This window comes from Pseudohalioglobus sediminis (assembly GCF_008370495.1).
Taxonomy (GTDB): Bacteria; Pseudomonadota; Gammaproteobacteria; order Pseudomonadales; family Halieaceae; genus Halioglobus.
In genome coordinates this window covers 116,955-140,873 of record NZ_VTUX01000003.1, presented here as the reverse complement: position 1 = coordinate 140,873, position 23,919 = coordinate 116,955, and the positions used below count along the sequence as shown (strand labels likewise).

The following is a 23,919-nucleotide window of genomic DNA, read 5'->3' as shown; positions in this document are numbered from 1 at the left end:
TTACTCCCCCTCACCAATCGCCGGAGAATAGAGGTCACCGCTGAGCAGTTCTGCCACGTGTCGCACTTCCAGGTCCAGGCCGCGACGGCGCGCGCGACCGGCGATATTGAGCAGGCAGCCGAGGTCGCCCCCGGTCAGCAGGGTGGCGCCGGTTTCAGCCGCGTGGCGCAATTTATCGTCAACCATTTTTTCCGATATGTCGGGCATCTTGGCGCAGAAGGTGCCGCCGAAGCCGCAGCAGACGTCCGTCTGTTGCATTTCTGTGACCTCGACGTCGCATAGCCGCTGCAGCAGCTCCCGCGGCTGTTGCTTGATGCCCAGTTCGCGCAGACCGGCACAGCTGTCATGGTAGGTGATGGTGGGAAGTTCGGTGGTGACGGCGGGTGCGGATTGCAGCTTTACCACATCATTGAGGAATGTCGTCAGTTCGTAGGTTTTCTCTGCCAGCGCCCTGGCGCGCTCCGCCCACTCTCCTGTAAGCAGTCTGGGGTAGTGTTCGCGAATCATGCCGGCGCAGGAACCCGAGGGCGCGACCACATACTCGGCGTGCTCAAAGCGCGCTATGGTCTGCTGGGCAACAGGTATGGTGGCCTCGAACTCTCCGCTGTTGTAGCCCGGTTGCCCACAGCAGGTCTGCTCCAGGGGCACATCGACAATGCAGCCGGCCTGCTCCAGTAACCGTATGCTGGCAAAGGCCACTGAGGGTCGCATGAGGTCAGCGAGGCAGGTAACGAACAGTGAAACGCGCGGGGCGGTAGTATCACTCATGCTGGCAAGGTCCGGTCTTATGTGGCACCAGTATATCGGATTCCTGCCCTCACTCTAGTCCTTAAAGTGGCAGGAAACTGACAGTGATCAGCAGTGCACCCAGCAGTCCCAGGCCCAGTATGGCAAGGCCGCCCCATGCCAGTGGGTGACGGCTTTGCAGCAGCTTCACGGCAATGGTTTTCCGGTCTACACGAATGCCGGCCGACACGCGCGGCGCCAGCAGGGTCTTGACCTGTTGCGGGTCGAGTCCGGGCAGCAAGCGGGTACCGACAAAGATGATGACATCATCCACCACCACGAAAGGCCCTCGGTACTGCAGGCGCGGTCCGGCAGCGAGGTGGTACATTTCACGGTAGTCCACGAGCAACACCTGGTTGTCGTGAATACCCGCGTGCTCCGGTGGACTGCGCAGGAGTAACTGCAAGGCGAGTGCGGGACCGAGCAGGCATGTCATGGCCCCCAGTAACTGCAGCAGCGACACACCAAGGCCAATGAGCATGACCAGCGCGGCGAGTGCCGGTACGCTCCAGGCCAGGGTCAGCTGGCGCAGGCGACGGCTGCGATGAGGCGCCATTTCCAGCCAGCGGATATCACCGGCAATGTCGTCCAGCGGCGCCGCGCCGCGCGCGGGTCGGCCTCGGTAGACCAGGGCCCGGGTTGACTGCAGGTAGCTATAGGCAAACCCACCCAGCATGGCGATCAGCACCAACAGCAGTACTGACTGCCAGGCCAGTCGGGTGAGCCACTGCCGCTGGCTGCTGGCGGCGACGAGTTCTGCCAGTGCCGGGGACTCCAGCGCCACCTCCTGCATGCCGTCTCCGTTGAAGCGTATTACGGATGCACTTGCAGGCGAATACACCAGGGTTCGTCCGCCCCAGTTAACCAGCCGGGCGCCCTCAGAAAGCGCACCCAGTGGTAGCTCGCGCAGGAAAGACCACTGAGTATCGAACAGGTAAAGCCCGTTGCTGCCGGTGTCGGGATTTTGCAGCAGCACCCACCAGAACTTGCCGTTGCCCAGGAAGTCAGTGACGCGACTTTGCTCGCGCTCCAGGGCGGGTGGCGGCAACAACAGGATCTCATCCAGCTGCTGGCCAAAGGCCTGGTCTTCGTAACGCAGAACTGTAATTGCCGGACCGGTAGCGCTGTTCATGAACAGTAGGCCGGAATCCAGTTGCAGGACAGGGGCTGCCGCCATCGCCAGGTCGACCTGGGCACGCAGGGACTGATCAGGGCCCAGTTTGCGCAGCCTTCCCGCGCGGGCATCGAAGGTGTTTCCGCTAAGTTCATGAAAAACCATGGCGTCCGGGGGTGGCGTATAGCGGTCCGTGGGCATGGGCTGGCATGCGGCCCGGTCCAGGTCGCAACGCCACATGCCGCGCTCGCCGGCGGGCTCTTCGGCACTGCGCCCGGCGATCAGCAGCTCCCCTTGCGGATGGAACAGCATTGGCGTCGACAACTGTGCCAGGCCCAGTGCCGCCGCATCCAGGGTCTGGTCGGGCACACCGGCCCGGTCGTGCAGCAGCAACTGTTCGCCGGCCAATATCACCAGTCGCCCACCGGGGGCGGTGGCCAGTGCTTCGGTGCCCGTCACCGGCGGCGGAGGCTCCAGGCTGATGAAGCGCCCGAGCAGCATCAGCAGTGCAGCGAGGGCCACCCCGCCAATGACCATGCCCTTGCGACTCTTGTGTTGCGCCCGTTCTGCGCGTGTCTTGACATGCTTACTGTGGCGAAAGGGCAACAGGCGGTAGGGGTTTGGCGATCCCGCTGGTGGTCGATGGCCACGCTGGTCCTGGTCTTCGCCACGTCGCGACAGGCCCAGACGAGACGTCACGCCGCTGCGAGCACGCTTCAGACGGGAAGTATCGCGCAGTGCGAGAGCGCCAGCATGGATGGCTTGCTCTTCCAGAACCGCGCTATTGTCGATATCAGCTTGCGGTGTTGCTCTGCCACGCGCAGCGATGGCCGCTTTGCGTTTACGGGCCTCCGCTGTTTCGGCCTGCCGGTGCGCGGTTTCAGCTTCTTTGCGCGCAGCCTCGGCTTCCTTGTGCTTGCGAGCTTCCTCGGCTTCAGCCTGTTTGCGCGCAGTCTCGGCTTCCTTGCGCTTGCGGGCTTTCTCGGCTTCGGCCTGTTTGCGGGCGGCCTCGGCTTCCCTGCGCTGGCGGGCTTCCTCGGCTTCGGCCTGTTTGCGGGCGGCCTCGGCTTCCCTGCGCTGGCGGGCTTTCTCAGCCTCGGCCTGTTTGCGGGCGGCCTCGGCTTCCCTATGCTGGCGGGCTTGCTCGGCTTCGGCCTGTTTGCGGGCGGCCTCGGCTTCCCTATGCTGGCGGGCTTTCTCGGCTTCGGCCTGTTTGCGGGCGGCCTCGGCTTCCTTGCGCTTGCGGGCTTTCTCGGCTTCGGCCTGTTTGCGGGCGGCCTCGGCTTCCTTGCGCTTGCGGGCTTTCTCGGCTTCGGCCTGTTTGCGCGCTGCCTCGGCTTCCCTGCGCTGGCGGGCTTTCTCAGCCTCGGCCTGTTTGCGCGATGCCTCGGCTTCCCTGCGCTTGCGGGCTTTCTCGGCCTCCGCCTGCTTGCGAGCTGCCTCGGCCTCAGCCTGCTCCTTGACTGCGTTTTTGTCCGTCGATTGGTCTTTTTTACGCTGCTGCGCGGCAGTGCGTAAGCGATCCAGCGCTTCGCGTTTACGCGCCTTGTCGTTGTCCTGGCTTTTCGTCTTGCGGGCACCCTGCCGGCGAGCAAGCAGGCGCTGTTCCAGCTCATGTTGTGTTTCTTGCTGGGCAGCCTGCCACTCTTTGTCGGAGTCACTCAAGCCGTCTGCAGGCGCCTGCCCGGCGTCCGGGTCGACTTTGACCAGTTTTGCTTCCAGCCCGAGTTGATTTAGCTTGAGGTAGTACTCCGCAGCCGCTTTGCGCTCCAGATTGCGTCGCAGCACTACGGTCTCACCGGAAAAGAACAGCTCCAGGCGCTTCGCGTCCTGTATGTCGAACAGGCTGGCGAAACCTGCCCTGGCTGCTTCCGGGTCGATGCCCGGTAGAATCTCGCCCCTGAACGTGAGGTTAAACCTGTTCACCTCGCGTCGTTATCCCCGTTATCGTCGTTGTGGTTTAGAGGGCCAATGTACGGCGAATAGCCGGTCTTTGCCAAGCCAAGTTTGGCGTTTAGTGCACTCCGTGCATCAGCTTTTTCAATAGTGGGGACAGCAGTAACAACAGGACGCCCACGCCAAGCCCCACGTAGAGCAGTTCATTAAACAGGTTGTTGTAGGTTGCAAGCGCCGCACCGACATCGGCGACTGCGCCATCAACGGTCTCGACAGCCGCGAGCTTGGCCAGCTGCGCGGCGACAAACTCCGAATAGGCCGTCGCCAGGAACCAAGAGCCCATCATCACGCCGACGATGCGTGGTACGGCTAGCTTGGTCACAGCGGAGAGCCCCACGGGGGAGAGGCACAACTCACCACTGGTATGCAGCAGGTACGCCAGTACCATCCAGTATCCGGCCACCAGGCCAGCCGCATTCGGGTTAGCCGCGCCCCAAACCAGGGCACCGAAACCGAGCCCAGCCTGGGCGATGCCGAGTGCGAACTTGACCGGAGTGGAGGGTTCCAGCCCGCGTTTGTCGAGCGCTGTCCACAGCCATGCAAAGAACGGCGCGAGCAGGAAAATAAACATCGCGTTGAGCGAGCCGTACTGTGCCGCGGTGAGATTCAGGCCGAATATCTCGCGATCCATAACGCGATCAGCAAATAGCGTCATCGACGCTGCCGCCTGTTCAAACAGCGCCCAGAACACCACGGTGGACATGGTCAACACCACCAGGGCAATCATGCGATCACGCTCTACCTTGTTGCACTGGGTGAATATGAACCAGCCCAGTGCTGCCAGTACAGCCAGCGACAGGACGTTCAGTGTTACGCCCACTGCGCCATGAAACTGCAGCATCTGCCAGGCCACTGCCACGCCGAGGAATGCGCACAGGTAGATGGTCCACTCCTTGTTGAGCCCGAGCGGCGACTTCTCGCGCAAAATGGCGGGATTGTGCGGTTCAGCATGGCCATGCAGGTGTTTCTGGCCGCTGAGAAAAGTGATCAGTCCCACCAGCATACCGATGCCGGCGGCACCGAAGCCATAGGCCCAGCCGAAAGTTTCGCCAAGATACCCGCACAGCAGGGTGGCCGTGAACGCACCTATATTGATGCCCATGTAAAAGATAGTGAACCCGGAATCCCGGCGGTGATCGTCTTCACTGTAGAGGCGCCCGACGATGGTGGAGATATTGGGTTTGAGGAAGCCGACACCGACCACGATGAGGGCGAGTGAGAAATAGAATACCTGCAGTGCGCCCTCGTCGCGCTGTATCGTGCCCTCCACCACGCGTGCCTGTTCTCCCTCCACGGCCATGCCAAGGTGCCCCAGCACCAACAGGATGCCGCCAAACACCACGGCCTTGCGCATACCCAGATAGCGGTCCGCCAGCAATCCACCGATCACGGGCATGGCGTACACCAGGGCCGCGTAGCCGCCAAGCACCTCCAGGCCGTTGGCATCTGTGAACAGGTGATACTTGGTGAGATAGAGCAGCAGCAGGTACTTCATCCCGTAAAAAGAGAAGCGCTCCCAAAGCTCTGTGGCGAAGCAGACCAGCAGGCCGCGAGGATGACCGAAAAAACCGGTATCCAGGGCAGGATCGTAAGCGGGTGTCGTCATTCCCCAATGTCCTTTTCTTGTTCTGGATTTATTTTTGGCGTCCCGGCGCCAAACAACAGCCGTACTGTTGCTGCAAGATCAAGGCGCGATGCGCGCGGGCGTCTTTGCCAGTATGATAACCCCGTTTTCAATCCACTCAGGAGTTTTTCATGAGAAAACTGTTCCAGGCCGCCTGTGTGATGGCCACCATACTCTTGCCAGCAGGTGCAGCACTCGCAGCTGACACCGAGGCGGACAGGATTTCCGCAGAGTTGCATCGTCATATCGCTGAACTGGCAGCTGACGAGTACGAGGGCAGGGCGCCGGGCACGCCTGGTGAGGATAAAACCGTTGCCTACCTGTCAGAGCAGTTCAAGGCTCTCGGACTCAAGCCGGGCAACAATGGTTCCTGGTTCCAGGAGGTGCCCATCACCTCGGTGGCCACTGCCCACGATGCGCAGTTGTCTCTCAAGGGCCGTGATTACAAGGCCACACTCAGCTACGGCGACCAGATGATGGTTTTTACCAGCCGCCAGGTGGAAGAGGTAGCGCTCGAGGAGTCTCCGCTGGTCTTCGCCGGTTACGGCATTAATGCACCGGAGCGTGGCTGGAATGACTATGCCGGCGTCGATGTGCGCGGTAAGACCGTGGTGGTGCTGATCAATGACCCCGGATTCGCTACCGGGGATCCCGAGCTGTTTAACGGTAATAGCATGACCTACTACGGGCGCTGGACATACAAGTACGAGGAGGCGGCGCGACAGGGCGCGGCCGGCGTATTGATCGTGCACGAGACCGCCCCGGCCGCCTACGGCTGGGACGTTGTGCGTAACAGTTGGTCAACGGGCCGGATCGGTCTGACCGCCAGCAATCGCAACGCGGATCAGGTGGCGGTAGAGGGTTGGATTCCGCTGCAGCAGGCGCAGGCACTGTTTGCCGCAGCAGGTATGGACTACGCGGAAATGAAAGCGGAGGCGGCGAAGCCGGGCTTCCGCGCGCGCCCGCTTGCCGATATCACTGCCTCGGTAAGGTTGCAGAACACGGTGACCAGCCAACTCAGTCGCAACGTGGCCGCGTTGCTGCCCGGCAGTGAAACACCCGATGAGGTGATCATCTACACCGCGCACTGGGATCACCTGGGAATGCGTCCGGGCGAGGGTGAAGATAGTATTTATAACGGCGCATCCGATAATGCCTCCGGTACGGCGGCACTGTTTTCACTGGCGCGAATGTTCCAGGAGCAGGCGCAGCCACCCAGGCGCTCGCTGCTGTTCCTCGCCGTCACCGCTGAGGAATCCGGTTTGCTGGGCTCGGAATGGTATGGTGAGAACCCGATTTTCCCCCTGCAGAAAACCGTGGCCAACTTCAACATGGACAATATCGCCGCAGGCCAGATAGGTTTGACCCGGGATATAGCGCTTGTTGGATTTGGCAACAGCGAGCTGGAGAACTACCTGCTGGATGCCGCAAAAGAGCAGGGTCGCACCGTGGTGCAGGAGCCCTTCCCGGAAAAAGGGTTTTATTATCGCTCCGATCATTTTTCCCTGGCGCGTGTCGGCGTACCGGCGCTGTACCTGACCCGGGCTACCGATAGCATCGAGCACGGCAAGGCCTGGGGTGAGGCGCGTATCAACGACTACATTAGCCAGCATTACCACAAGCCCTCAGACGAATACTCACCTGACTGGGATCTCGCTGGTGCGGTACAGGAGGTGCAACTCCTGTATAGCATGGGTAAGCGCCTGGCAGACAACCGGGATTTCCCGCGCTGGAATGATGGCGTTGAATTCAAGGCGGCCCGTGAGGCAACCATGGCTGCCCCGGGGCCGGCTGGCACGAAATAGCTCGCTGACGGGGTGCGCGGCGCTCGCTGCGTCCCCGGCATTCCAGGCGGCCAAACCTGCTCGCCGGTGCCCTGGCCGCCCCTACAACTGCTGAATCCATCGCCTTGTCGCGCGTGGCCATGTTGGTGGCGTCGCTGGCCATACTCTGCGCGCCCGGATTCCGGTGCAATAGTTCCTGTGATAGGCACAATTAAATCGGAGTGAGACTATGAACCTGTTTACCCGCCTCTTTGGCAGGCCCGACAACGGCGTACGCGAAATGGACTTCATCGGCGCCCAGCGCATGGTGCTGGACTATGCGCGCTATCTTGAGGGCGCATCGCCCATGCCCGGACAGGTCCTGGATGCCTCGTGCCTGCCCCATGACAAGCAGCTGCTGCGTGACGCCTTGCTCTTCTGCATCAGTAACAGTTCCGACCCGCGCCTCGAGGAGCATCTCAGGGCGGGCTTCCTCATGCTTTCAGCGTTCCAGCACGGTGTTGGGGAGGCGGGGGCCGGTATCAACTTTGCGGATCTTGACCTGGATGCGGATATGCTGGATACGGCGCACGAGCTGGAGATGCAACAGGAACAATCACAGCATTGGAGCCTCATTGCCGGGCGTGAGCTGCAGCAGATGCAGGAGGAACTCAATGAGCTGGAGCTTGAACTGGCACAGTCCATGCGCCTCTCTGCCTAGGCCACTGGCGCGCGCCAGGGCTCATGCCGCTTCGAGTCGGCAGCCGTGGTCGGCCATCTCCCTGCGCAGGCCTGCGCCGATTTCATCAGCATCGCGCAGGCGCTTGATGCTTTCGAAAAGCAGGGCCGCCTGAGGGTAATAAGTGCGCAGGTACACCAGCCATTGCTTGATCGGGTTGCCGGCATAGCCGGCGTCGTAATGCATCAAGGTTAGCCGGAAGTAGCGCATCAGCAGTTCCAGTACCTCCGGCCAGGCCAGGGCTGGCATCGATGCACCTGCGGCCGATGCGCGGACCAGTCGTGGCAGGTCGGGGCGGCAGAGTGCTCCCCGGCCCAGCATCAGGTCGTCACAGCCGCTCACTTCGCGGCAGCGCAGGGCGTCTTCTGCACTCCATATCTCACCGTTGGCGATAAGGGGTAGTGATACCACTTCCCGTGCCCTGGCAATCTCTTCCCAGTAGGCCGGGGGGCGGTAGCCGTGGCGCTTGGTTCTTGCGTGTACGGTTATTTCGGTGGCGCCGGCATCGGCAATGCCCCGAATGATGTCCAGGAACTGCTCATGGTGCTCGTAACCCAATCGCGTTTTTACCGTCACCGGCACCGCCTCTGGCACCGCCCTGCGCACGGCGGCGGTGATGGTCGCGACGCGTTCAGGCTGGCGCAGGATGATCGACCCGCCGTCTGATTTGTTCACCGTTTTGGCGGGGCAGCCGAAATTCAGGTCAATTCCCGGGGCGCCCAGCTCCGCAGCGCGCGCCGCATTTTCCGCAACCACGTTGGGCTGCCCCCCGAGTAACTGCAGGTATACGGGCACGCCGGACGCGGTTCTTCCGTTATTGTGCAACTCCGGGCAAAGCCGGTAGAACACACGCGGGGGCAGCAGGCGTTCGCTGACGCGCACAAACTCCGTAACGCAGCGATCCAGCTCACCCAGTGAGGTGATCAGCTCGCGCATGGTGTGATCCACAACCCCTTCCATCGGGGCGAGCATTAAGCGCATGTTTTCAACCGGGAGTGATTCAGGGGCCGGGATTGTACTCCGTAGCGGTTACCAGTCACAGCGAATTCGGGCAGGTGATGGCGCTCATCAGGCACCTGCTTTATAGTTATCGCACAGGGCACCGCCGCCGACGGCGATGCGATATCAGGCGGCATGCAGGGGCGAACGCAATATGCAGGGCAACATCATGGCACAGGGTGTCGAACTCATGGTTTTCGGCATGGGTACCGTGGTCGCTTTTCTTGCGTTGCTGGTGGTGGCCACCACGGTCATGTCTTCGCTGGTGGGGCGCTACTTTCCCGAACCGCACAAGCCTTCGCCGAGCCGGCCGCAGCCGGCGCCGGGCGCAGTGCAGGATGATGCGGAACTGGTGGCCGCCATCAGCGCCGCCCTGCACCAGCACCGTCGCAAAAAGTAGTACCGGAAACATCCTGAACAGCTAAACAAGAGGTCTTCCCATGGACGATAACAAGCGCCCCCTGGGCATTACGGACGTTGTGTTGAGGGACGCCTCGCAGTCGCTGCTGGCCACACGCGTGCGCATCGAGGATATGCTGCCTATCGCTGCGAAGCTCGATGAAGTCGGGTTCTGGTCTCTCGAGTCCTGGGGTGGCGCCACTTTTGACGCCTGTATCCGCTATCTCGGTGAAGACCCCTGGGAACGCATCCGCGAATTGAAGAAGGCCATGCCGAACACGCCTCAGCAGATGCTGTTTCGTGGCCAGAATATTCTCGGTTACCGTCATTATGCGGATGACGTGGTTGAGAAATTTGTCGAGCGTGCGGCCGTCAATGGCGTGGATGTGTTCCGCGTGTTCGATGCCATGAACGACATGCGTAATATCGAGGTGGCGCTGAAGGCAGTCAAAGAGGTTGGCAAGCACGCCCAGGGCACCATCTCCTACACCATCAGCCCGGTGCATGACATCGAGACCTGGGTAGAGCAGGGCAAGCGCATCGAGGATATGGGCGCGGACTCTATAGCCATCAAGGACATGGCGGGCCTGCTGCATCCCTACGACGGCTATGAACTGGTGCGCAGGCTGAAGCAGGCCTGCGCTATTCCGATACACATGCAGTGCCATGCGACGACGGGTTTGTCCACGTCAACCATTCTCAAGTGTGTGGAGGCCGGCATCGACAACGTTGATACCTCCATCTCCTCCATGTCCATGACCTATGGCCATTCGCCGACGGAATCCGTGGTCGCCATGCTCAAGGGGACTGACCGCGATACCGGCCTGGATATCGGCAAACTGGAAGAAGTGGCGGCCTATTTCCGCGGCGTGCGCAAGAAGTACGCGAAGTTTGAAGGCGCGCTGCGCGGCGTGGATGCGCGCATCCTGGTGGCGCAGGTACCCGGCGGCATGCTCACCAACATGGAGAGCCAGCTCAAGGAGCAGGGTGCGGCAGACAAACTGGACGAGGTGCTGGAAGAAATCCCGCGGGTGCGCGAGGACCTTGGCTATATTCCGCTGGTCACACCCACCTCGCAGATCGTCGGTACGCAGGCGGTTATCAACGTATTGACGGGGGAGCGCTACAAGTCCATCTCCCGCGAAACCGCCGGTGTGCTCAAGGGTGAGTACGGTGCGACGCCGGCGCCGGTCAATCACGCATTGCAAGAACGGGTGCTGGAGGGCGCCGAGCCGATTACCTGTCGCCCGGCCGACCTCCTGGAACCGGAAATCGACCGACTCAGCGAAGAGCTGCGCATGCTGGCTGCTGAGAAAGACATCCGCCTGACCCAGGGAGAGGGTGAAATTGATGATGTGCTGACTTATGCGCTGTTTCCACAGATCGGGCTCAAGTTCCTTGAGCACCGCGGTGACCCGAGTGCATTTGAACCTGCACCTGGCAGCGAACCCGCACCGGCGCCGGCGCCCGCAGCAGCCCCCGCGGCGCAGCAGGAGGCTGATGTCTACACCGTCACCGTAAACGGTAACCGCTATGTGGTGGAGGTTGCCGAAGGGGGTGATGTGACAGCCCTGGCCGCGGCCCCGGCTACGTCATCTGCGGCGCCGGCGTCGTCGCCAGCGACCGGCGGAGGTGAACCGCTGACCGCGCCACTGGCCGGCAACATCTTCAAAGTCAACGTGAACCCGGGCGATAGCGTGGCCTCCGGTGACGTGGTGTTGATTCTTGAAGCCATGAAAATGGAGACCGAGGTGCGCGCCAGTCGTGATGGCACGATAGTCAGTGTAGATGTGAAGGTCGGCGATACCGTCGCCGTTGGCGATACCTTGATGACCGTGGGTTGATATGGACAACCTGCTGACACTGTGGAACGCCTCCGGTCTCGCCCAGATTGCGCCGGGGCAGGTGTTCATGATCCTGATCGGGCTCGGCCTCTTGTTCCTGGCCATACGCAAGGGCTTTGAGCCACTGCTGCTGGTGCCTATTGGTTTTGGCGGCATACTGGCGAACATTCCCGGTGCCGGGCTGGCCTATTCAGCCGTGGACAACGCACTGCAGGCGGCTGATCCCGCGCAACTGGCGGAACTGGCCCGCGTGCTGGGAGTGAGTGTCGAGTCCGGCAGCAAGGCGCTGCTCGCAGCTTATGATGCCAGCGGCGCGGCCACCCACCTGGCGATACAGCAGTGGGCCCAGGATGCCGGCTACAGCAATGGCATGCTGTACAACTTCTACTCAGTCGCAATAGCCAGCGGTGTCGCGCCACTGGTGATTTTTATGGGCGTGGGCGCGATGACGGATTTTGGCCCACTGTTGGCGAACCCGCGCACACTGTTTCTCGGTGCGGCGGCGCAGTTCGGGATTTTCGCCACCGTGCTTGGCGCTGTCGGCCTCACCTCACTTGGGGTCATGGATTTTTCCATCGCCGACGCTGCGGCTATCGGTATCATCGGCGGCGCCGACGGTCCCACCGCCATCTACGTCTCCTCAATACTGGCACCCGACCTGCTTGGCGCCATCGCCGTGGCGGCTTATTCGTACATGGCGCTGGTGCCCATGATCCAGCCGCCGATCATGCGTGCCCTGACCACCGAAGCCGAGCGCAAGATCGAGATGGTGCAGCTGCGCCACGTTTCCCGGCGCGAGAAGATCGTGTTTCCACTGGTGCTGCTGATCCTGGTGGCACTGCTGTTGCCCGATGCGGCGCCACTGTTGGGCATGTTCTGTTTCGGTAACCTGATGAAAGAGTGTGGCGTGGTTGACCGCCTTTCTGACACGGCACAGAACGCGCTGATCAACATCACTACCATTTTCCTGGGCCTGTCCGTGGGCTCGAAGCTGGTGGCGGACAAGTTCCTCGATATCAACACCCTGGGTATTCTCGGCCTCGGCATCGTCGCCTTTGCCATTGGTACCGCTTCGGGTGTACTTATCGCCAAGCTGATGAACCGCTTCGGCAGCACACCCCTTAATCCCCTGATCGGCTCCGCCGGCGTCTCCGCGGTGCCCATGGCCGCGCGCGTCAGCAACAAGGTAGGCCTGGAAGCCAACCCGCACAACTTCCTGCTGATGCATGCGATGGGGCCCAACGTCGCCGGTGTCATCGGTTCCGCGGTGGCGGCCGGGGTGATGATAAGTCTTGTCGGTGGCTGAGCCTGGGGTAGTGGCTACCGGCGCAACCGCCAGCCGGGGCGAGGTTTATCTCTGGCCCCACTGCAACAGCCTGAAGAAGTCGTAGGACGGGTCGTCCCTGCCGGGCCTGCCGAGATGTGAACCCTGCACCAGCGGGTGATCCAGTTGCACCGTCGAGGGGTTGTTCACCATCGCCCAGTCCGCAACCACCGCCTTGGCGCTGAATTTCCATACGCCATCGCGCTTCTCGTAACGATCGAAGTAGCGCCCGCCGATAAGCAGGTCCATAGGCTCGGTGTCGGTGCGTATCTTGTGGAAAGCCAGGACGTAGATTTCGCCCTCGGCATAGTCCCCATCAAGGGCCAGGTTGATGTTGGTGATATTGTGATGCAAGATTTCCATAGGCGCCTGGATCGCCGGCAACTGGTCGATAAACTCCATCGCCAGCCCCTTGAAAAAACCGCCGTGATCGTCAGTGGCATCAGGATGGTAAAGCTGGCGCAATTTATCGTGGTCGTGACGGTCCGATGCGTTGCAGTAGGCGTAAACGAGATCCGTTATATCCTGCTTGTCCAGCAATTGTTGCAGTCTTGCGTCCATACTATTTACCGAGTGCGCGCTGGTAAGCGGCGACCGTGTTGGCCAGGCCCATGCGAATGGCGTCCACCGTCAGCGCATGGCCGATGGAGACTTCCAGGAGTCCCGGAACCGTGGCGAAACGGGGAAGATTGTGCAGGTCCAGGTCATGACCCGCGTTGAGGCCCAGGCCGACGTCTGCCGCGACCTCGGCTGCGGTGATGAACTGGGCGAAGATCGCCTCCACGTTGTCGCCGCTCTTGCAGGCATGGGCGTAACTTTCGGTATACAACTCGATACGATCGGTACCGGTCTGCGCCGCCAGGCGGATCTGTTCCGGGTCCGGGTCCATGAACAGGCTGGTGCGAATGCCCAGTGACTTGAGTTCCTCGACCAGCGGCGCCACGCGCTCGCCATCCTTTTTCAGGTCGAAGCCGTGGTCCGATGTCAGCTGGCCGTCCGTGTCCGGCACCAGGGTGCACTGAGCCGGACGGATTTCCCGCACCAGGGCCATGAACCCCGGGTAATCCCCCACGCCCTGCCGGTCGCTCTTGCGTGCCTCCGTGAACGGGTTGCCCTCGATGTTGAATTCAACGCTGAGCATGCCGGCCAGGTCAAAGCAGTCGCTGGCGCGTATATGGCGCTGGTCTGGCCGCGGGTGCACGGTGATGCCGTCGGCGCCGGCATCAATACACATTTGCGCGTGCGCGGGCACACTGGGATTGGTGGTGTCGCGCGAATTGCGGATCAGCGCGATCTTGTTGAGATTGACCGACAGGGCAATCATAGGGCTGACTGTCGCTTGGCCTCTACGATAAGGATGGGCTCGAGGGGTACGTTCTGGTGACTGCCGGCATTGCCGGTGGGCGCGGTGACGATGTAGTCCACCACGCTCATGCCCTCGATAACTTCGCCAAATACCGTGTACCCAGGCTGCCCCGGCGTCCAGTCCAGCCGCAGGTTGTTGCGCACGTTGATGAAAAACTGCGAAGTCGCGGAGTCCGGGTCATTGGTGCGTGCCATGGCCACAGTGCCGCGCGTGTTGTGCAGGCGGTTCTTCGCCTCGCTGACGATCGGGGCAAGGGTTTCCTTTTCTGTCATGTCGGGCAGGAAACCGCCACCCTGTACCATGAAGTCCGGGATCACGCGGTGAAAGATCGTACCGTTATAGAAACCGGAATCCACGTACGCCAGGAAGTTTTCCACGGTGACGGGAGCCTTGTCGCGAAACAGGCGCAGGGTGATGTTGCCCTCAGACGTTTTCAGGGTCACCAGCGGGTTGGGCAGGTGCGTCTCTTCCGCCGCAGCCAGCGGCATGAAAACCAATCCCAGGGCAAGTAACAGGGTGCGTAGCATGGGTATCTCCTTTAAGCCCAGCTGGAACTCTTGCGGCGCTTGGGCCACAGGCGGGGTACCACCAGGGTGATGATGACGCCCAGCAGTACTGCCAGCGCGCCGTTGAGAAAGTCCTCACTCTGCAGTTTGTCCTGCAGGCGTGCGTTTTCAGCTTGCAGCATACCCACATCGTCGCGCAGCTTCTCCGCTTCCTGGACCAGCCGGCGGTTGTCCGTATCCAGCTGCACGGCCTTGCCGGATATCTTTTTCAGGTCCGCCAGTTCCTTGGCGACACTGTCAAGTTCGGAGCCGGTAGAGGTGGCTGTGGTGAGCAGCTCGGTTTTTTCCGTTTCCAGGGCTGCCATCGCGGCCGTGAGCTCCGCGTTCCTGGCCGCCAGCTGCTCGGCGCGCGCCTCGGCATTCGGCAGCCGCACCTGGGCCGGTGCAGTGGAGGTCAGGAATTCGGTGGTAACCCAGCCCGTGGTGCCGCGGGAGGTGGTGACCTCGGCCCACTTGCCATCGCTGCTGGTGCGCGCCACGGTGAGGCGCGTGCCCGGTGTCAGCTTGGCTGCCCAGCGGTACTCCTTGCCGGGGCCTGTGTGCAGCACGACGAACACCTCGTCACTGATGTAGCGCACTTCCTGTGCGAGGGCGGGGAGGGCGATGCACAGGGCGAACAGGGCGGTGGTAATGGAACGCAACACAATCATTTTCCTTGTTGGCGTGATTTTGAGCGGCGCTAGTGTAACGCCGATGTAGCGAGAATTGTAGGCGCGCCCGGCGCCATCACGGCTGTGTATTCTCTTCTTTCAGGTGCGGACTGATCATCATCGCTGTCAGGATCGTCAGTGCCACTGTGAAGCCAATGGCGGAGTAAAGCTTGTAGCTGACCCAGGTGGCCTCTGAAAAGCCGTAGGCCACCACCAGGTTGAGCGCGCCGACGATGGCAAAATTACTCACCCAGAGCAGGTTGAGTCGGGTCCACACGGGTTTCGGCAGTCGAATCTGGCTGCCCAGGGTGCGTTCCATCAGGTTTTTGTCGCCGATGAACTGTGAGGCGCCGAAGGCGATCGCCAGCGCCCAGTTGAAAATGGTCGGTTTCCACTGGATGAACAGCTCGTTGCGCAGCATCAGCGTGGCACCGCCGAAAGCGAGCACGGCCAGTAACATCCACATGGCCCGCTTCTCGAATTCGCCGGTCAGGGCATAGGTCAGCACCACCTGCACCAGCGTGGCGGCCATCAGTACCGCGGTGGCGGTGTAGATGCCGTCAAAGGTATACACCCAGCTGCCCAGTGACACGGTCTCACCATTGAGCTGGTAGACGATGAAGAACAGAGCGATGGGTACGAATTCGGCCAACTGCTTCATGGTGTGACGGCTGCCTTGGCTGTTACCATGGGGACTTCCCTTGTTTCTGGTGGATGCTGGCAGTGTATACGCTGCCGGGCCGAGTAGTGTAAAGATTGTGTTGATTGACTTCCATACCCATACCACCGCCTCTGACGGTGCCCTGACCCCGCGCGAGCTGCTGGCGCGGGCGGCCGCGCGCGGGGTCAGCCAGCTGGCGATTACCGATCACGACACCGTGGCCGGTTATCTGGCAGCGCGGGATGCCATGGCTGCATATCCCGCCTTGCAGCTCGTATCCGGCGTCGAGTTTTCCTGTCGCTGGTCTGCCACCACCATTCATGTGGTTGGCCTGGGCATGGATTGCACGCACGCGGCCATGCAGGAGGGGCTGGCGCTGCTCGCTGCAGCGCGGGCGGAGCGCGGGGCCAAGATTGCCGAGCGCCTGGCCCGCTGCGGTTTTGCGGGCGCGCTGGAGGGTGCCAGGGAACAGGCCGGTGACAGCCAGCTTGGCCGGCCCCACTTCAGTGCCTGGATGGTGCAGCAGGGTCACGTGAAGGACCACAACCAGGCGTTTGACAAGTACCTGGGGCAGGGCAAGCCCGGGGACGTCAAGGCGTTTTGGCCGGAGCTGGCGCAGGTAGTGCAGTGGATAACTGCGGCCGGTGGTGTGGCGGTGCTGGCCCATCCGCTCAAGTACAAGTACACCCGCATGAAGCTGCGGCGGCTGGTCATCGACTTTGCCGCGGCGGGTGGCACCGCGTTGGAAGTGCTCAGCGGCCGGCAGACCCCGGACCAGGTCGCTCAGCTGGAGCGCCTGGCAGATGAATTTGAGCTGGCGTATTCGGGCGGTAGTGATTTTCACCGCGATGCTCCCTACAGCCCTGACTTGGGTGTAGAATTGCGCCGACTCAACAGCCGGGCAGCCGTATGGCAGCACTGGCAGGGGGCGACCGAGGACGCGTAGTGAGCCAGTTTTTCCAGATACATCCAGACAATCCCCAGGCCCGCCTGGTGCGCCAGGCCGCGGATATTATTCGCGGTGGCGGCGTGGTGGTCTATCCCACCGACTCGGCCTACGCTATCGGTTGTCATATCGGCGACAAGAATGCCCTCGACCGCATCCGCCGCATCCGCAAACTCGATGATCGACACAACTTCACCCTGGTCTGTCGCGACCTGTCGGAGATTGCCACCTATGCGCGGGTGGACAACGCGGTTTACCGGTTGCTGAAACACTGCACGCCCGGGCCCTATACCTTCATACTGCGCGCCACTTCCGAAGTGCCGCGTCGGCTGATGCACCCGAAACGGAAAACCGTGGGACTGAGGGTGCCGGAGAACAACATCGCCCAGGCGCTGCTGGCAGACCTGGCGGAACCGATGATGAGCGTGACCCTGATCATGCCCGGTGATGAATACCCCCTGATCGACCCCTACGATATCCGCGAAACCCTGCAGCACGATGTCGACCTGGTGATCGATGGTGGCTATTGCGGGATGGAGGCCACTACCGTGGTCGACCTGGTGGAGGATACCCCGCTGGTATTGCGTGCCGGCAAGGGAGATATTGCCCCATTCGAGGATTGATCAGGTATACTGGCGACAGGACCGCGGACGCAGGCAGCGTCAGTGCTCACTCGATAACAACAGGTACGCCCGTGGCAGTCAACGAACCCAATTCCGAAGCGCCCGCCGGATCGCAGGAGAACAAGCCTGCAGACCCCGTGGCGGCCGCCAGCGAAAACTCCCCGTCAGCACCCGCGACCCCGCCCCAGCAGGGCGAGATGCCGTTTGCGGTGGTGATGGGCCAGGCCATGACCGAGCTGCCCAAGGACCTGTATATCCCGCCACAGGCACTGGAAGTGTTCCTGGAGGCATTTGAAGGCCCGTTGGATCTTCTGCTTTACCTTATCAAGCGCCAGAACCTCGATATTCTCGAGATCGACGTCTCCAAGATCACCGAGCAGTACATGCACTACGTGGACCTGATGGACGCCATGCAGTTTGAATTGGCGGCGGAGTACCTGTTGATGGCGGCCATGCTGGCTGAAATCAAGTCGCGCATGCTGCTGCCTCGCTCCAGCGACGTGGAAGAAGACGAGGAAGATCCGCGGGCCCAGCTGATACGCCGCCTGCAGGAGTACGAGCGCTTCAAGAAAGCGGCGGAAGACATCGAGGAGTTGCCGCGCGTAGAGCGTGACACCTGGATAGGGAGTGCCAATCCCCCGGATATCAACCGCGCCCGGCCTGACCCGGATGTGGATATGCGTGAACTGCTGGTGGCGCTGTCCGAGGTGTTGCGCCGTGCAGACATGTACGAAAGTCACCATATCCAGCGTGAGGCGCTGTCCACCCGGGAACGCATGTCAGATGTGCTGGAGCACCTGGCTGGCCAGCAGTTCGTGCCTTTCGTGGCCCTGTTCAGCGCGGAAGAAGGACGCCTGGGCGTGGTGGTGACATTCCTCGCGGTGATGGAATTGATCAAGGAATCATTGGTGGAAATAGTGCAGACCGATTCATTCGGTCCGATTCACGTTAAGGCAAGGTCGGAATAGCATGTCGGATACAGGCCTGGTGCAGATACTCGAGGGCGCGCTGCTGGCAGCGGGCAAACCACTTACCGTGGTGCAGATGGCAGAGCTTTTCGAAGAGCATGAGCGGCCCGAAAACGCGCAGATTCGGGAGGCTTTGCAAGAAGTTGCAGAGCGTTGTGAGGGGCGGGGGTTTGAGCTCACCGAGGTTGCCAGCGGCTTTCGTTTCCAGGTGCGCCAGAGTCTCAGTCCCTGGGTGGCGCGCCTGTGGCAGGAGCGCCCGGCAAAGTATTCCCGCGCCCTGCTGGAGACCCTGGCGCTGATCGCCTACCGACAGCCGATTACTCGTGGCGAGATCGAGGAGATACGCGGCGTTGCCGTAAGCTCCAACATTATCAAGACGCTGCATGAGCGCGAGTGGATTCGTGTAGTAGGCCACCGCGATGTACCCGGGCGCCCGGCGATGTACGCCACCACCCGTCAGTTTCTCGACTATTTCAACCTGAAGAATCTCGACCAACTCCCGGCGCTGGCGGAAATTCGTGATCTGGAGACCCTGAACGCTGAACTCGGATTCTCTGAGCCGCTGGCAGAAGAGCAGAAAGCCGGTGACGCGGCAGCGGGTGAAAACGCCAGCCCGGAATTGACCGTGGTCGGTGGCATTGATCACAAGCCCGAAACCGTCGCCGCTGAGTCCGAGGGCGGCGAACCCGCTGCGGGCGGGGAAGACGATACAGCTGGCCCGGTTGAAACCTCCGGCCAGCTGGAACCGGAAACCGCCAGTGACCTGGCCGCCGCCGTCGACTCCATGCAGGGCAGCAGCGACCAGGCTGCCGATATGCCCCCTACCGTGACAGACGGCGCGGATGCGGGCGACGGTGAGGCGATCAACCCTGCCAAGCCCGAGAACCAGGCCTGACGCATTCCCATGACTGACGATAACCGACCCGGCGCTGAACAGGCTTCCGGCAAAGCACCCGCTGGCGAGAAACTGCAGAAAGTACTTGCGCGCACCGGGCTTGGCTCGCGCCGGGAAATGGAGCGCTGGATCGAGCAGGGCCGTATCAGTGTAGACGGCAAGCCGGCTGCCCTGGGCGACCGCGTGTCCGGCACCGCCAGGATAGCCGTCGACGGCAAAGCCCTGAATACCGCCCCGGCGCAAGAGACGCGTTGCATCCTCTATCACAAGCCCACCGGCGAAGTCTGCTCGCGCAAGGATCCGCAGGGCCGACGCACCGTGTACGAGCGTTTGCCCAAACTCAAGGCCGGTCGCTGGATATCCATAGGCCGACTCGATTTCAACACCTCGGGCCTGCTGCTGTTCACCACCGACGGCGAGCTGGCCAACAAGCTCATGCATCCCTCATCGAACATCGAACGCGAGTATATGGTGCGGGTGATGGGCGAGTGGGACGAGGCTACCCTGCAGCGCCTGCTCGAAGGGGTCATGCTGGAAGACGGCATGGCGCGCTTCACTGATATCCAGGACGGTGGCGGTGACGGCATCAATCACTGGTTCTACGTGGTCATCATGGAAGGTCGTAACCGCGAGGTGCGCCGTCTGTGGGAATCACAGGGCCTCACGGTGTCGCGGCTCAAGCGCGTGCGTTACGGTGAGGTATTCATTCCTTCCAGGGTCAAACAGGGGCAGTGGGTGGAACTTGAACCCAAGGAAGTGAAGTCCCTGTATCGCATGGCCGACCTGCCGCTGAAGCAGCAGAAGCGCGGCACAATGAAAGAGCGCGAGCAGATGCAGCGCCAGTTTGCCAAGCGACGCGGCGCCGCTCCGGCGCGCGGGAAATCCCGGAAAAAGTAACGGTAGGAATGCCTCGCCGGAACTGCGGCACCTGTAGATTCTACGAACCAGCCCCCGAGGCTGACCTGCCGCGCAGAGAACGTGCGGAGCCATGGAAGGCGCAGCTCGAGCCTGTCAGGGATGACGCTTTTTGGCGATTCTCTGCGCGGCAGGTCAGCCTTGGGGGCGGCGCTTCAAAAAATCACGACTCAAGGCGAGCATTTCCGACGCATGGCGTGCGTGGCCGCTTCGACACTATCTATTGCGCATCAAACGAGATCCCGGTGACCCCTTTGCAGTCATCCCCCATCAAGTAAAGATAGACACCCATAATGTCTTCCGGCGAGGGATTGTCCGTGGGCTGCTCCGCGGGATAGGCGGTGCGGCGCATGCTGGTGTTGGTGGCGCCGGGATTGATGCAGTTGACGCGAATCTTCGAGGTGTTCTCCAGTTCCGCAGAGAGTACCTGCATGAAGCCCTCGGTGGCGAACTTGGATACGGCATAAGCACCCCAGTAGGCGCGACCTGTGCGTCCCACCCCGGATGAGGTAAAGACAATAGAGGCGGCGGGCGCGGCCTGTAACAACGGCAGCAGGTGACGCGTCAGTACAAATTGCGCGTTCACATTCACCTGTATGACTTCCTGCCACGCGGCGTAGGTTGCGCTTTCGATTGGGCGTCGCTCACCGAGCAGGCTGGCGTTGTGCAGCAAGCCGTCGAGGTGGCCGAACTCTTCGGCCAGACCCTGGGCGAGGTGCAGGCACTGTTCGTCCGTGACCGTGGCCAGGTCCATGACCACCAATGCGGGCTTGGCCAGGCCCGCGCGTTCAATGTCATCGTACACGGCTTCCAGTTTTTCTTCCGTGCGGCCCAGGAGAATCACTGTCGCGCCGTGTTCGGCATAGGTCATGGCGGCGGCCTTGCCGATGCCATCGCCCGCTCCGGTGACCAGGATGGTCTTGCCCTTTAGCAGGTCGGGTTTGGCCTGGTAGTCGGTGGGTGCCGGTTGGATGTTCATCGCTTCGGTCCTTACTGGGGATTCAGAATCAGGTCGCTGAGTGCCGTGCTGCAGTCAACCAGTGCGTCCGCGCCCCAGCTGGCGGGGTCGTCGCCCGGTTCGATGTAGCCGTAGGCGGCCGCCACCGTGTACATGCCGGCCCGGCGACCGGCCTCAATGTCGCGCAGGTGATCGCCGACGTAAACCGTGCTGTGCGGCGCGCAATCCAGCTCGCGGCAATTCCGGTACAGGGACTCGGGATGTGGTTTGCGTTCACGCACGTCATCGGGGCAGACCAGGCTGCCGCAGAGCATCGCAGCGTCGGGTTCGCTGTCGGGGCCGGGCAGCATGCCCAGCGCCTGCAGCAGGGGTTCCGCGTAGGCGCGTGGTTTGTTGGTAGCGACTCCCCATGCGATGCCGCGGTCGGCGAGTTCCTGCAGCAGCGGGGGAATGCCGGGGTAGGGCCTGGCCGCGCTGCCGAGTACCTCGCTGTACAGCTCCAGCAGGCGCAGGCGTTTACTTTCGAAGCGGGGGTCGTCCTCGGAGAGATCCAGTCCCAGTGCCACCAGTGCCCGTGCACCGTTGGACACCGAGGCGCGTATACGCTGCGGGTCCATCTCGTCCAGGTCGTGTTCTGCCCGCAGCCGCTGCACTACCACTACGAACTCGTCGGCAGTGTCGATCAGTGTGCCGTCCAGGTCGAAAAGTACCGCTTGTGTTTGTCTGCCGCTCATGCGGGTTTCACCGCATGCACCATGTAATTGACGCTGACATCGCGGGGGTTGAGGCGATAGGTCCTGGTAATGGGATTGTAGGTGAGCCCGGTCATGTCTTTCAGCACCAGGCCCGCATCGCGCAGCCAGCCACCCAGTTCCGAGGGCTTGATGAACTTGTCGTATTCGTGGGTGCCCGCTGGCAGCAGCTTCAGGATGTGCTCGGCGCCGACAATCGCAAACAGGAAAGCTTTCGGGTTGCGGTTGATGGTGGAAAAATACAGGTTCGCGCCGGCTGTGGCGAGATCCGCGCAGGCCTTGATCACTGCGCCGGGGTCCGGCACGTGTTCCAGCATCTCCAGGCAGCAGACCACGTCATAGCTTGCCGGGCGCTGCGCGGCCAGGTCCTCGGCGGTGCTGTGCAGGTATTCGACCTCTACACCCGATTCCAGCTGGTGCAGTCGCGCCACGGACAGGGGCGCTTCACCCATGTCGATACCTGTCACCGAGGCGCCGCGCTGCGCCATCGATTCGGCGAGGATGCCTCCGCCGCAGCCCACATCGACGAGTTGCGTGCCCGCCACCGGTGAGCGCTCATCAATATAGTTGGCGCGCAGGGGGTTGATATCGTGCAGTGGTTTGAATTCGCTGTTGCGGTCCCACCAGCGTGATGCCAGTGCCTCGAATTTGGCGATTTCCCCGGGATCTACATTACTTTTGCTGTTCATGAGTGGCTGCTCTTCACGCTGATGGTTTCCTGCCAGACGCGGCTCCGCTGCAACACGTCTTCGACGTTAATACGGGTGGGCGTGCGATCGCAGATCAGCTGCTCTCCGGCCACCCAGCTGTGCCTGACCTGGCTACCGTTGCAGGTATACACAAGCTGCGACAGGGGGTTGTACAGTGGCTGGCAGGCGGGGTCTGAGAGATCTACTGCAATCACGTCTGCCTGCTTGCCGATTTCCAGGCTGCCGATCTCCTGCTCGAGTCCCAGTGCGCGAGCTCCGCCCATGGTGGCCATATACAGCGCGTCCGATGAGCCCATCACCGTCGCATCCCCGGCGGAGAGCTTACCCAGCAGGGCTGCGGTCTGCATTTCCGCGAACAGGTTGAGGTCATTGTTGCTTGCAGCGCTGTCTGTGCCCAGCGCCACGTTTACGCCGCTTGCCAGCAGTTTGCTCACCGGACAGGTGCCGGATGCCAGCTTCATGTTCGACTGCGGGCAGTGCACCACGTGAGCCCCGGTGGCCGCCAGCAGTGCGATGTCCTGGTCGCCGAGATCGGTCATGTGCACGCACTGGGTGCGCGGCCCGAGCAGCCCGATCGCATTGAGCGTGTCCAGTGGGCGCTCACCGGTCTCTTCCACAGCGGCGAGGACCTCGGCCGCGGTCTCATGCAGGTGTATCTGCACCGGCGTGTCCAGTTCCGCTGCGAAGGTGGCGACCTTGTGCAGGTTGTCACGGGATACGGTGTAGGTTGCATGTGGTCCAAAACCAATGCTCACCAGTGCCTGGTGTTTCAGTTCATCGCGCAGGCGCAGGCCCTTGTTGATGTAGTCGTCGGCATCGCGGGCCCAGGCGGTGGGAAAGTCCAGTATCGGGAATACCAGCTGGCAGCGGATGCCGGTGGCCAGCGCCGCGCCCGCCGCAGCATCCGGGAAAAAATACATGTCGCTGAAGGTCGTGGTGCCGGACAGCAGCATTTCTGTTATCGCCAGTTCGGTGCCGTCGCGGACGAAATCGGGGCTCACATGTGCGGCTTCTGCGGGCCAGATGTGCTGTTCCAGCCAGGGAGTCAGCGGCAGGTCATCGGCGTAACCACGCAGCAGGCTCATGGCGGCATGCCCGTGCGCATTAACCAGCCCCGGCATTAGCGCTTGCCCGGGCAGGGACAGTTCCTGCCTGGCGGTGAGGTTCTGCGCCTCGGCCCGGGGCAACAGGTGGCTTATGCGTCCGTGGTTTATGGCCAGGCTGTGTTCACGCATGACCGCGCCACGAGGTAGCACCGGTATGATCCAGTCGGGGTGCAAGAGCGTGTCAACGTCGGTTTCTTTAGTGCTCATTCTCTGCTGCCGGTGGCTCGAAAAAGTGGTGTAAACGGTTTCGCCGCT

Annotated in this window: 23 protein-coding genes; 10 read left to right on the top strand and 13 right to left on the bottom strand. The window is 61.9% G+C overall.

Features of this window, described 5'->3' with window-relative positions:
- The 3 genes from F0M18_RS07265 to F0M18_RS07255 all read right to left on the bottom strand — a co-directional run bounded on the left by F0M18_RS07265 (nt 1) and on the right by F0M18_RS07255 (nt 5,462).
- A complete protein-coding gene (locus F0M18_RS07265) occupies nt 1-768 on the bottom strand; it encodes a (Fe-S)-binding protein (RefSeq protein WP_149610755.1) in 768 nt (255 codons plus the stop codon).
- A gap of 61 nt (nt 769-829) precedes the next feature.
- Entirely contained in the window at nt 830-3,826 is a 2,997-nt protein-coding gene (locus F0M18_RS07260) for a hypothetical protein (RefSeq protein ID WP_149610754.1), read from the bottom strand.
- A gap of 88 nt (nt 3,827-3,914) precedes the next feature.
- Entirely contained in the window at nt 3,915-5,462 is a 1,548-nt protein-coding gene (locus F0M18_RS07255) for a peptide MFS transporter (RefSeq protein ID WP_149610753.1), read from the bottom strand.
- Between the two features lie 149 nt (nt 5,463-5,611).
- Here F0M18_RS07255 and F0M18_RS07250 point away from each other — a divergent pair, with 149 nt between their 5' ends.
- On the top strand, nt 5,612-7,285 hold the full coding sequence (locus F0M18_RS07250) for a M28 family metallopeptidase (RefSeq protein ID WP_149610752.1): 1,674 nt from the start codon (nt 5,612-5,614) through the stop codon (nt 7,283-7,285).
- Between the two features lie 208 nt (nt 7,286-7,493).
- The gene (locus F0M18_RS07245; protein ID WP_149610751.1) at nt 7,494-7,964 is read left to right on the top strand and encodes a hypothetical protein; all 471 of its coding nucleotides are present in this window, start codon (nt 7,494-7,496) and stop codon (nt 7,962-7,964) included.
- A gap of 21 nt (nt 7,965-7,985) precedes the next feature.
- On the opposite strand, the gene F0M18_RS07240 is transcribed toward F0M18_RS07245, so the two are convergent.
- Nucleotides 7,986-8,963, bottom strand: coding sequence for a tRNA dihydrouridine synthase (locus tag F0M18_RS07240; RefSeq protein ID WP_149610750.1), 978 nt, complete (start codon nt 8,961-8,963; stop codon nt 7,986-7,988).
- Nucleotides 8,964-9,135: 172 nt separating this feature from the next.
- On the opposite strand from F0M18_RS07240, the gene F0M18_RS07235 reads away from it, so the two are divergent.
- The 3 genes from F0M18_RS07235 to F0M18_RS07225 are packed head-to-tail and all read left to right on the top strand — an operon-like array spanning nt 9,136 to nt 12,530.
- Complete coding sequence (locus F0M18_RS07235) at nt 9,136-9,381, top strand: OadG family protein (RefSeq protein ID WP_149610749.1); 246 nt, start codon at nt 9,136-9,138, stop codon at nt 9,379-9,381.
- A 40-nt stretch (nt 9,382-9,421) separates the two neighbouring features.
- Nucleotides 9,422-11,224, top strand: a complete 1,803-nt coding sequence (gene oadA, locus F0M18_RS07230) for a sodium-extruding oxaloacetate decarboxylase subunit alpha (RefSeq protein WP_149610748.1) — start codon at nt 9,422-9,424, stop codon at nt 11,222-11,224.
- Between the two features lies 1 nt (nt 11,225).
- Entirely contained in the window at nt 11,226-12,530 is a 1,305-nt protein-coding gene (locus F0M18_RS07225; protein WP_149610747.1) for a sodium ion-translocating decarboxylase subunit beta, read from the top strand.
- A 45-nt stretch (nt 12,531-12,575) separates the two neighbouring features.
- Here F0M18_RS07225 and F0M18_RS07220 read toward each other — a convergent pair whose 3' ends face one another.
- The 5 genes from F0M18_RS07220 to F0M18_RS07200 form a co-directional block, all read right to left on the bottom strand.
- On the bottom strand, nt 12,576-13,109 hold the full coding sequence (locus F0M18_RS07220) for a nuclear transport factor 2 family protein (RefSeq protein ID WP_149610746.1): 534 nt from the start codon (nt 13,107-13,109) through the stop codon (nt 12,576-12,578).
- 1 nt (nt 13,110) lies between these two features.
- On the bottom strand, nt 13,111-13,872 hold the full coding sequence (locus F0M18_RS07215; protein WP_149610745.1) for a pyridoxine 5'-phosphate synthase: 762 nt from the start codon (nt 13,870-13,872) through the stop codon (nt 13,111-13,113).
- Nucleotides 13,869-14,441: a peptidylprolyl isomerase gene (locus F0M18_RS07210; RefSeq protein WP_149610744.1), complete on the bottom strand. Its 573-nt coding sequence runs from the start codon at nt 14,439-14,441 to the stop codon at nt 13,869-13,871. Before F0M18_RS07210 ends, F0M18_RS07215 begins: the two co-directional genes overlap by 4 nt.
- Before the next feature lie 11 nt (nt 14,442-14,452).
- The gene (locus tag F0M18_RS07205; RefSeq protein ID WP_262500866.1) at nt 14,453-15,124 is read right to left on the bottom strand and encodes a TIGR04211 family SH3 domain-containing protein; all 672 of its coding nucleotides are present in this window, start codon (nt 15,122-15,124) and stop codon (nt 14,453-14,455) included.
- 82 nt (nt 15,125-15,206) lie between these two features.
- Entirely contained in the window at nt 15,207-15,791 is a 585-nt protein-coding gene (locus F0M18_RS07200; protein ID WP_149610742.1) for an inner membrane-spanning protein YciB, read from the bottom strand.
- A 97-nt stretch (nt 15,792-15,888) separates the two neighbouring features.
- Here F0M18_RS07200 and F0M18_RS07195 point away from each other — a divergent pair, with 97 nt between their 5' ends.
- The 5 genes from F0M18_RS07195 (at nt 15,889) to rluB (ending at nt 20,120) form a co-directional block, all read left to right on the top strand.
- Nucleotides 15,889-16,737 carry a PHP domain-containing protein gene (locus tag F0M18_RS07195; RefSeq protein ID WP_149610741.1) on the top strand — a complete coding sequence of 283 codons (849 nt, stop codon included), beginning with the start codon at nt 15,889-15,891 and terminating at the stop codon, nt 16,735-16,737.
- On the top strand, nt 16,737-17,360 hold the full coding sequence (locus tag F0M18_RS07190) for an L-threonylcarbamoyladenylate synthase (RefSeq protein ID WP_149610740.1): 624 nt from the start codon (nt 16,737-16,739) through the stop codon (nt 17,358-17,360). The genes F0M18_RS07195 and F0M18_RS07190 overlap by 1 nt, the downstream gene beginning before the upstream one ends.
- 71 nt (nt 17,361-17,431) lie before the next feature.
- Complete coding sequence (locus F0M18_RS07185) at nt 17,432-18,328, top strand: segregation and condensation protein A (RefSeq protein ID WP_394349391.1); 897 nt, start codon at nt 17,432-17,434, stop codon at nt 18,326-18,328.
- Nucleotide 18,329: 1 nt separating this feature from the next.
- A complete protein-coding gene (gene scpB / locus F0M18_RS07180) occupies nt 18,330-19,223 on the top strand; it encodes an SMC-Scp complex subunit ScpB (RefSeq protein ID WP_149610739.1) in 894 nt (297 codons plus the stop codon).
- 9 nt (nt 19,224-19,232) lie between these two features.
- Nucleotides 19,233-20,120: a 23S rRNA pseudouridine(2605) synthase RluB gene (gene rluB, locus F0M18_RS07175; RefSeq protein WP_149610738.1), complete on the top strand. Its 888-nt coding sequence runs from the start codon at nt 19,233-19,235 to the stop codon at nt 20,118-20,120.
- Nucleotides 20,121-20,358: 238 nt separating this feature from the next.
- Here rluB and F0M18_RS07170 read toward each other — a convergent pair whose 3' ends face one another.
- Genes F0M18_RS07170 through F0M18_RS07155 form a run of 4 tightly spaced genes read right to left on the bottom strand, consistent with a single transcriptional unit; the run spans nt 20,359 to nt 23,871 of the window.
- Nucleotides 20,359-21,117 (bottom strand): YciK family oxidoreductase, encoded by a 759-nt coding sequence (locus F0M18_RS07170; protein ID WP_149610737.1) that lies wholly within the window; start codon nt 21,115-21,117, stop codon nt 20,359-20,361.
- A gap of 11 nt (nt 21,118-21,128) precedes the next feature.
- A complete protein-coding gene (locus tag F0M18_RS07165; RefSeq protein WP_149610736.1) occupies nt 21,129-21,830 on the bottom strand; it encodes an HAD family hydrolase in 702 nt (233 codons plus the stop codon).
- Nucleotides 21,827-22,537 (bottom strand): bifunctional 2-polyprenyl-6-hydroxyphenol methylase/3-demethylubiquinol 3-O-methyltransferase UbiG, encoded by a 711-nt coding sequence (ubiG, locus tag F0M18_RS07160; RefSeq protein ID WP_149610735.1) that lies wholly within the window; start codon nt 22,535-22,537, stop codon nt 21,827-21,829. The genes F0M18_RS07165 and ubiG overlap by 4 nt, the downstream gene beginning before the upstream one ends.
- Entirely contained in the window at nt 22,534-23,871 is a 1,338-nt protein-coding gene (locus F0M18_RS07155) for a TRZ/ATZ family hydrolase (protein ID WP_149610734.1), read from the bottom strand. The genes ubiG and F0M18_RS07155 overlap by 4 nt, the downstream gene beginning before the upstream one ends.
- Nucleotides 23,872-23,919 lie beyond the last annotated feature (48 nt).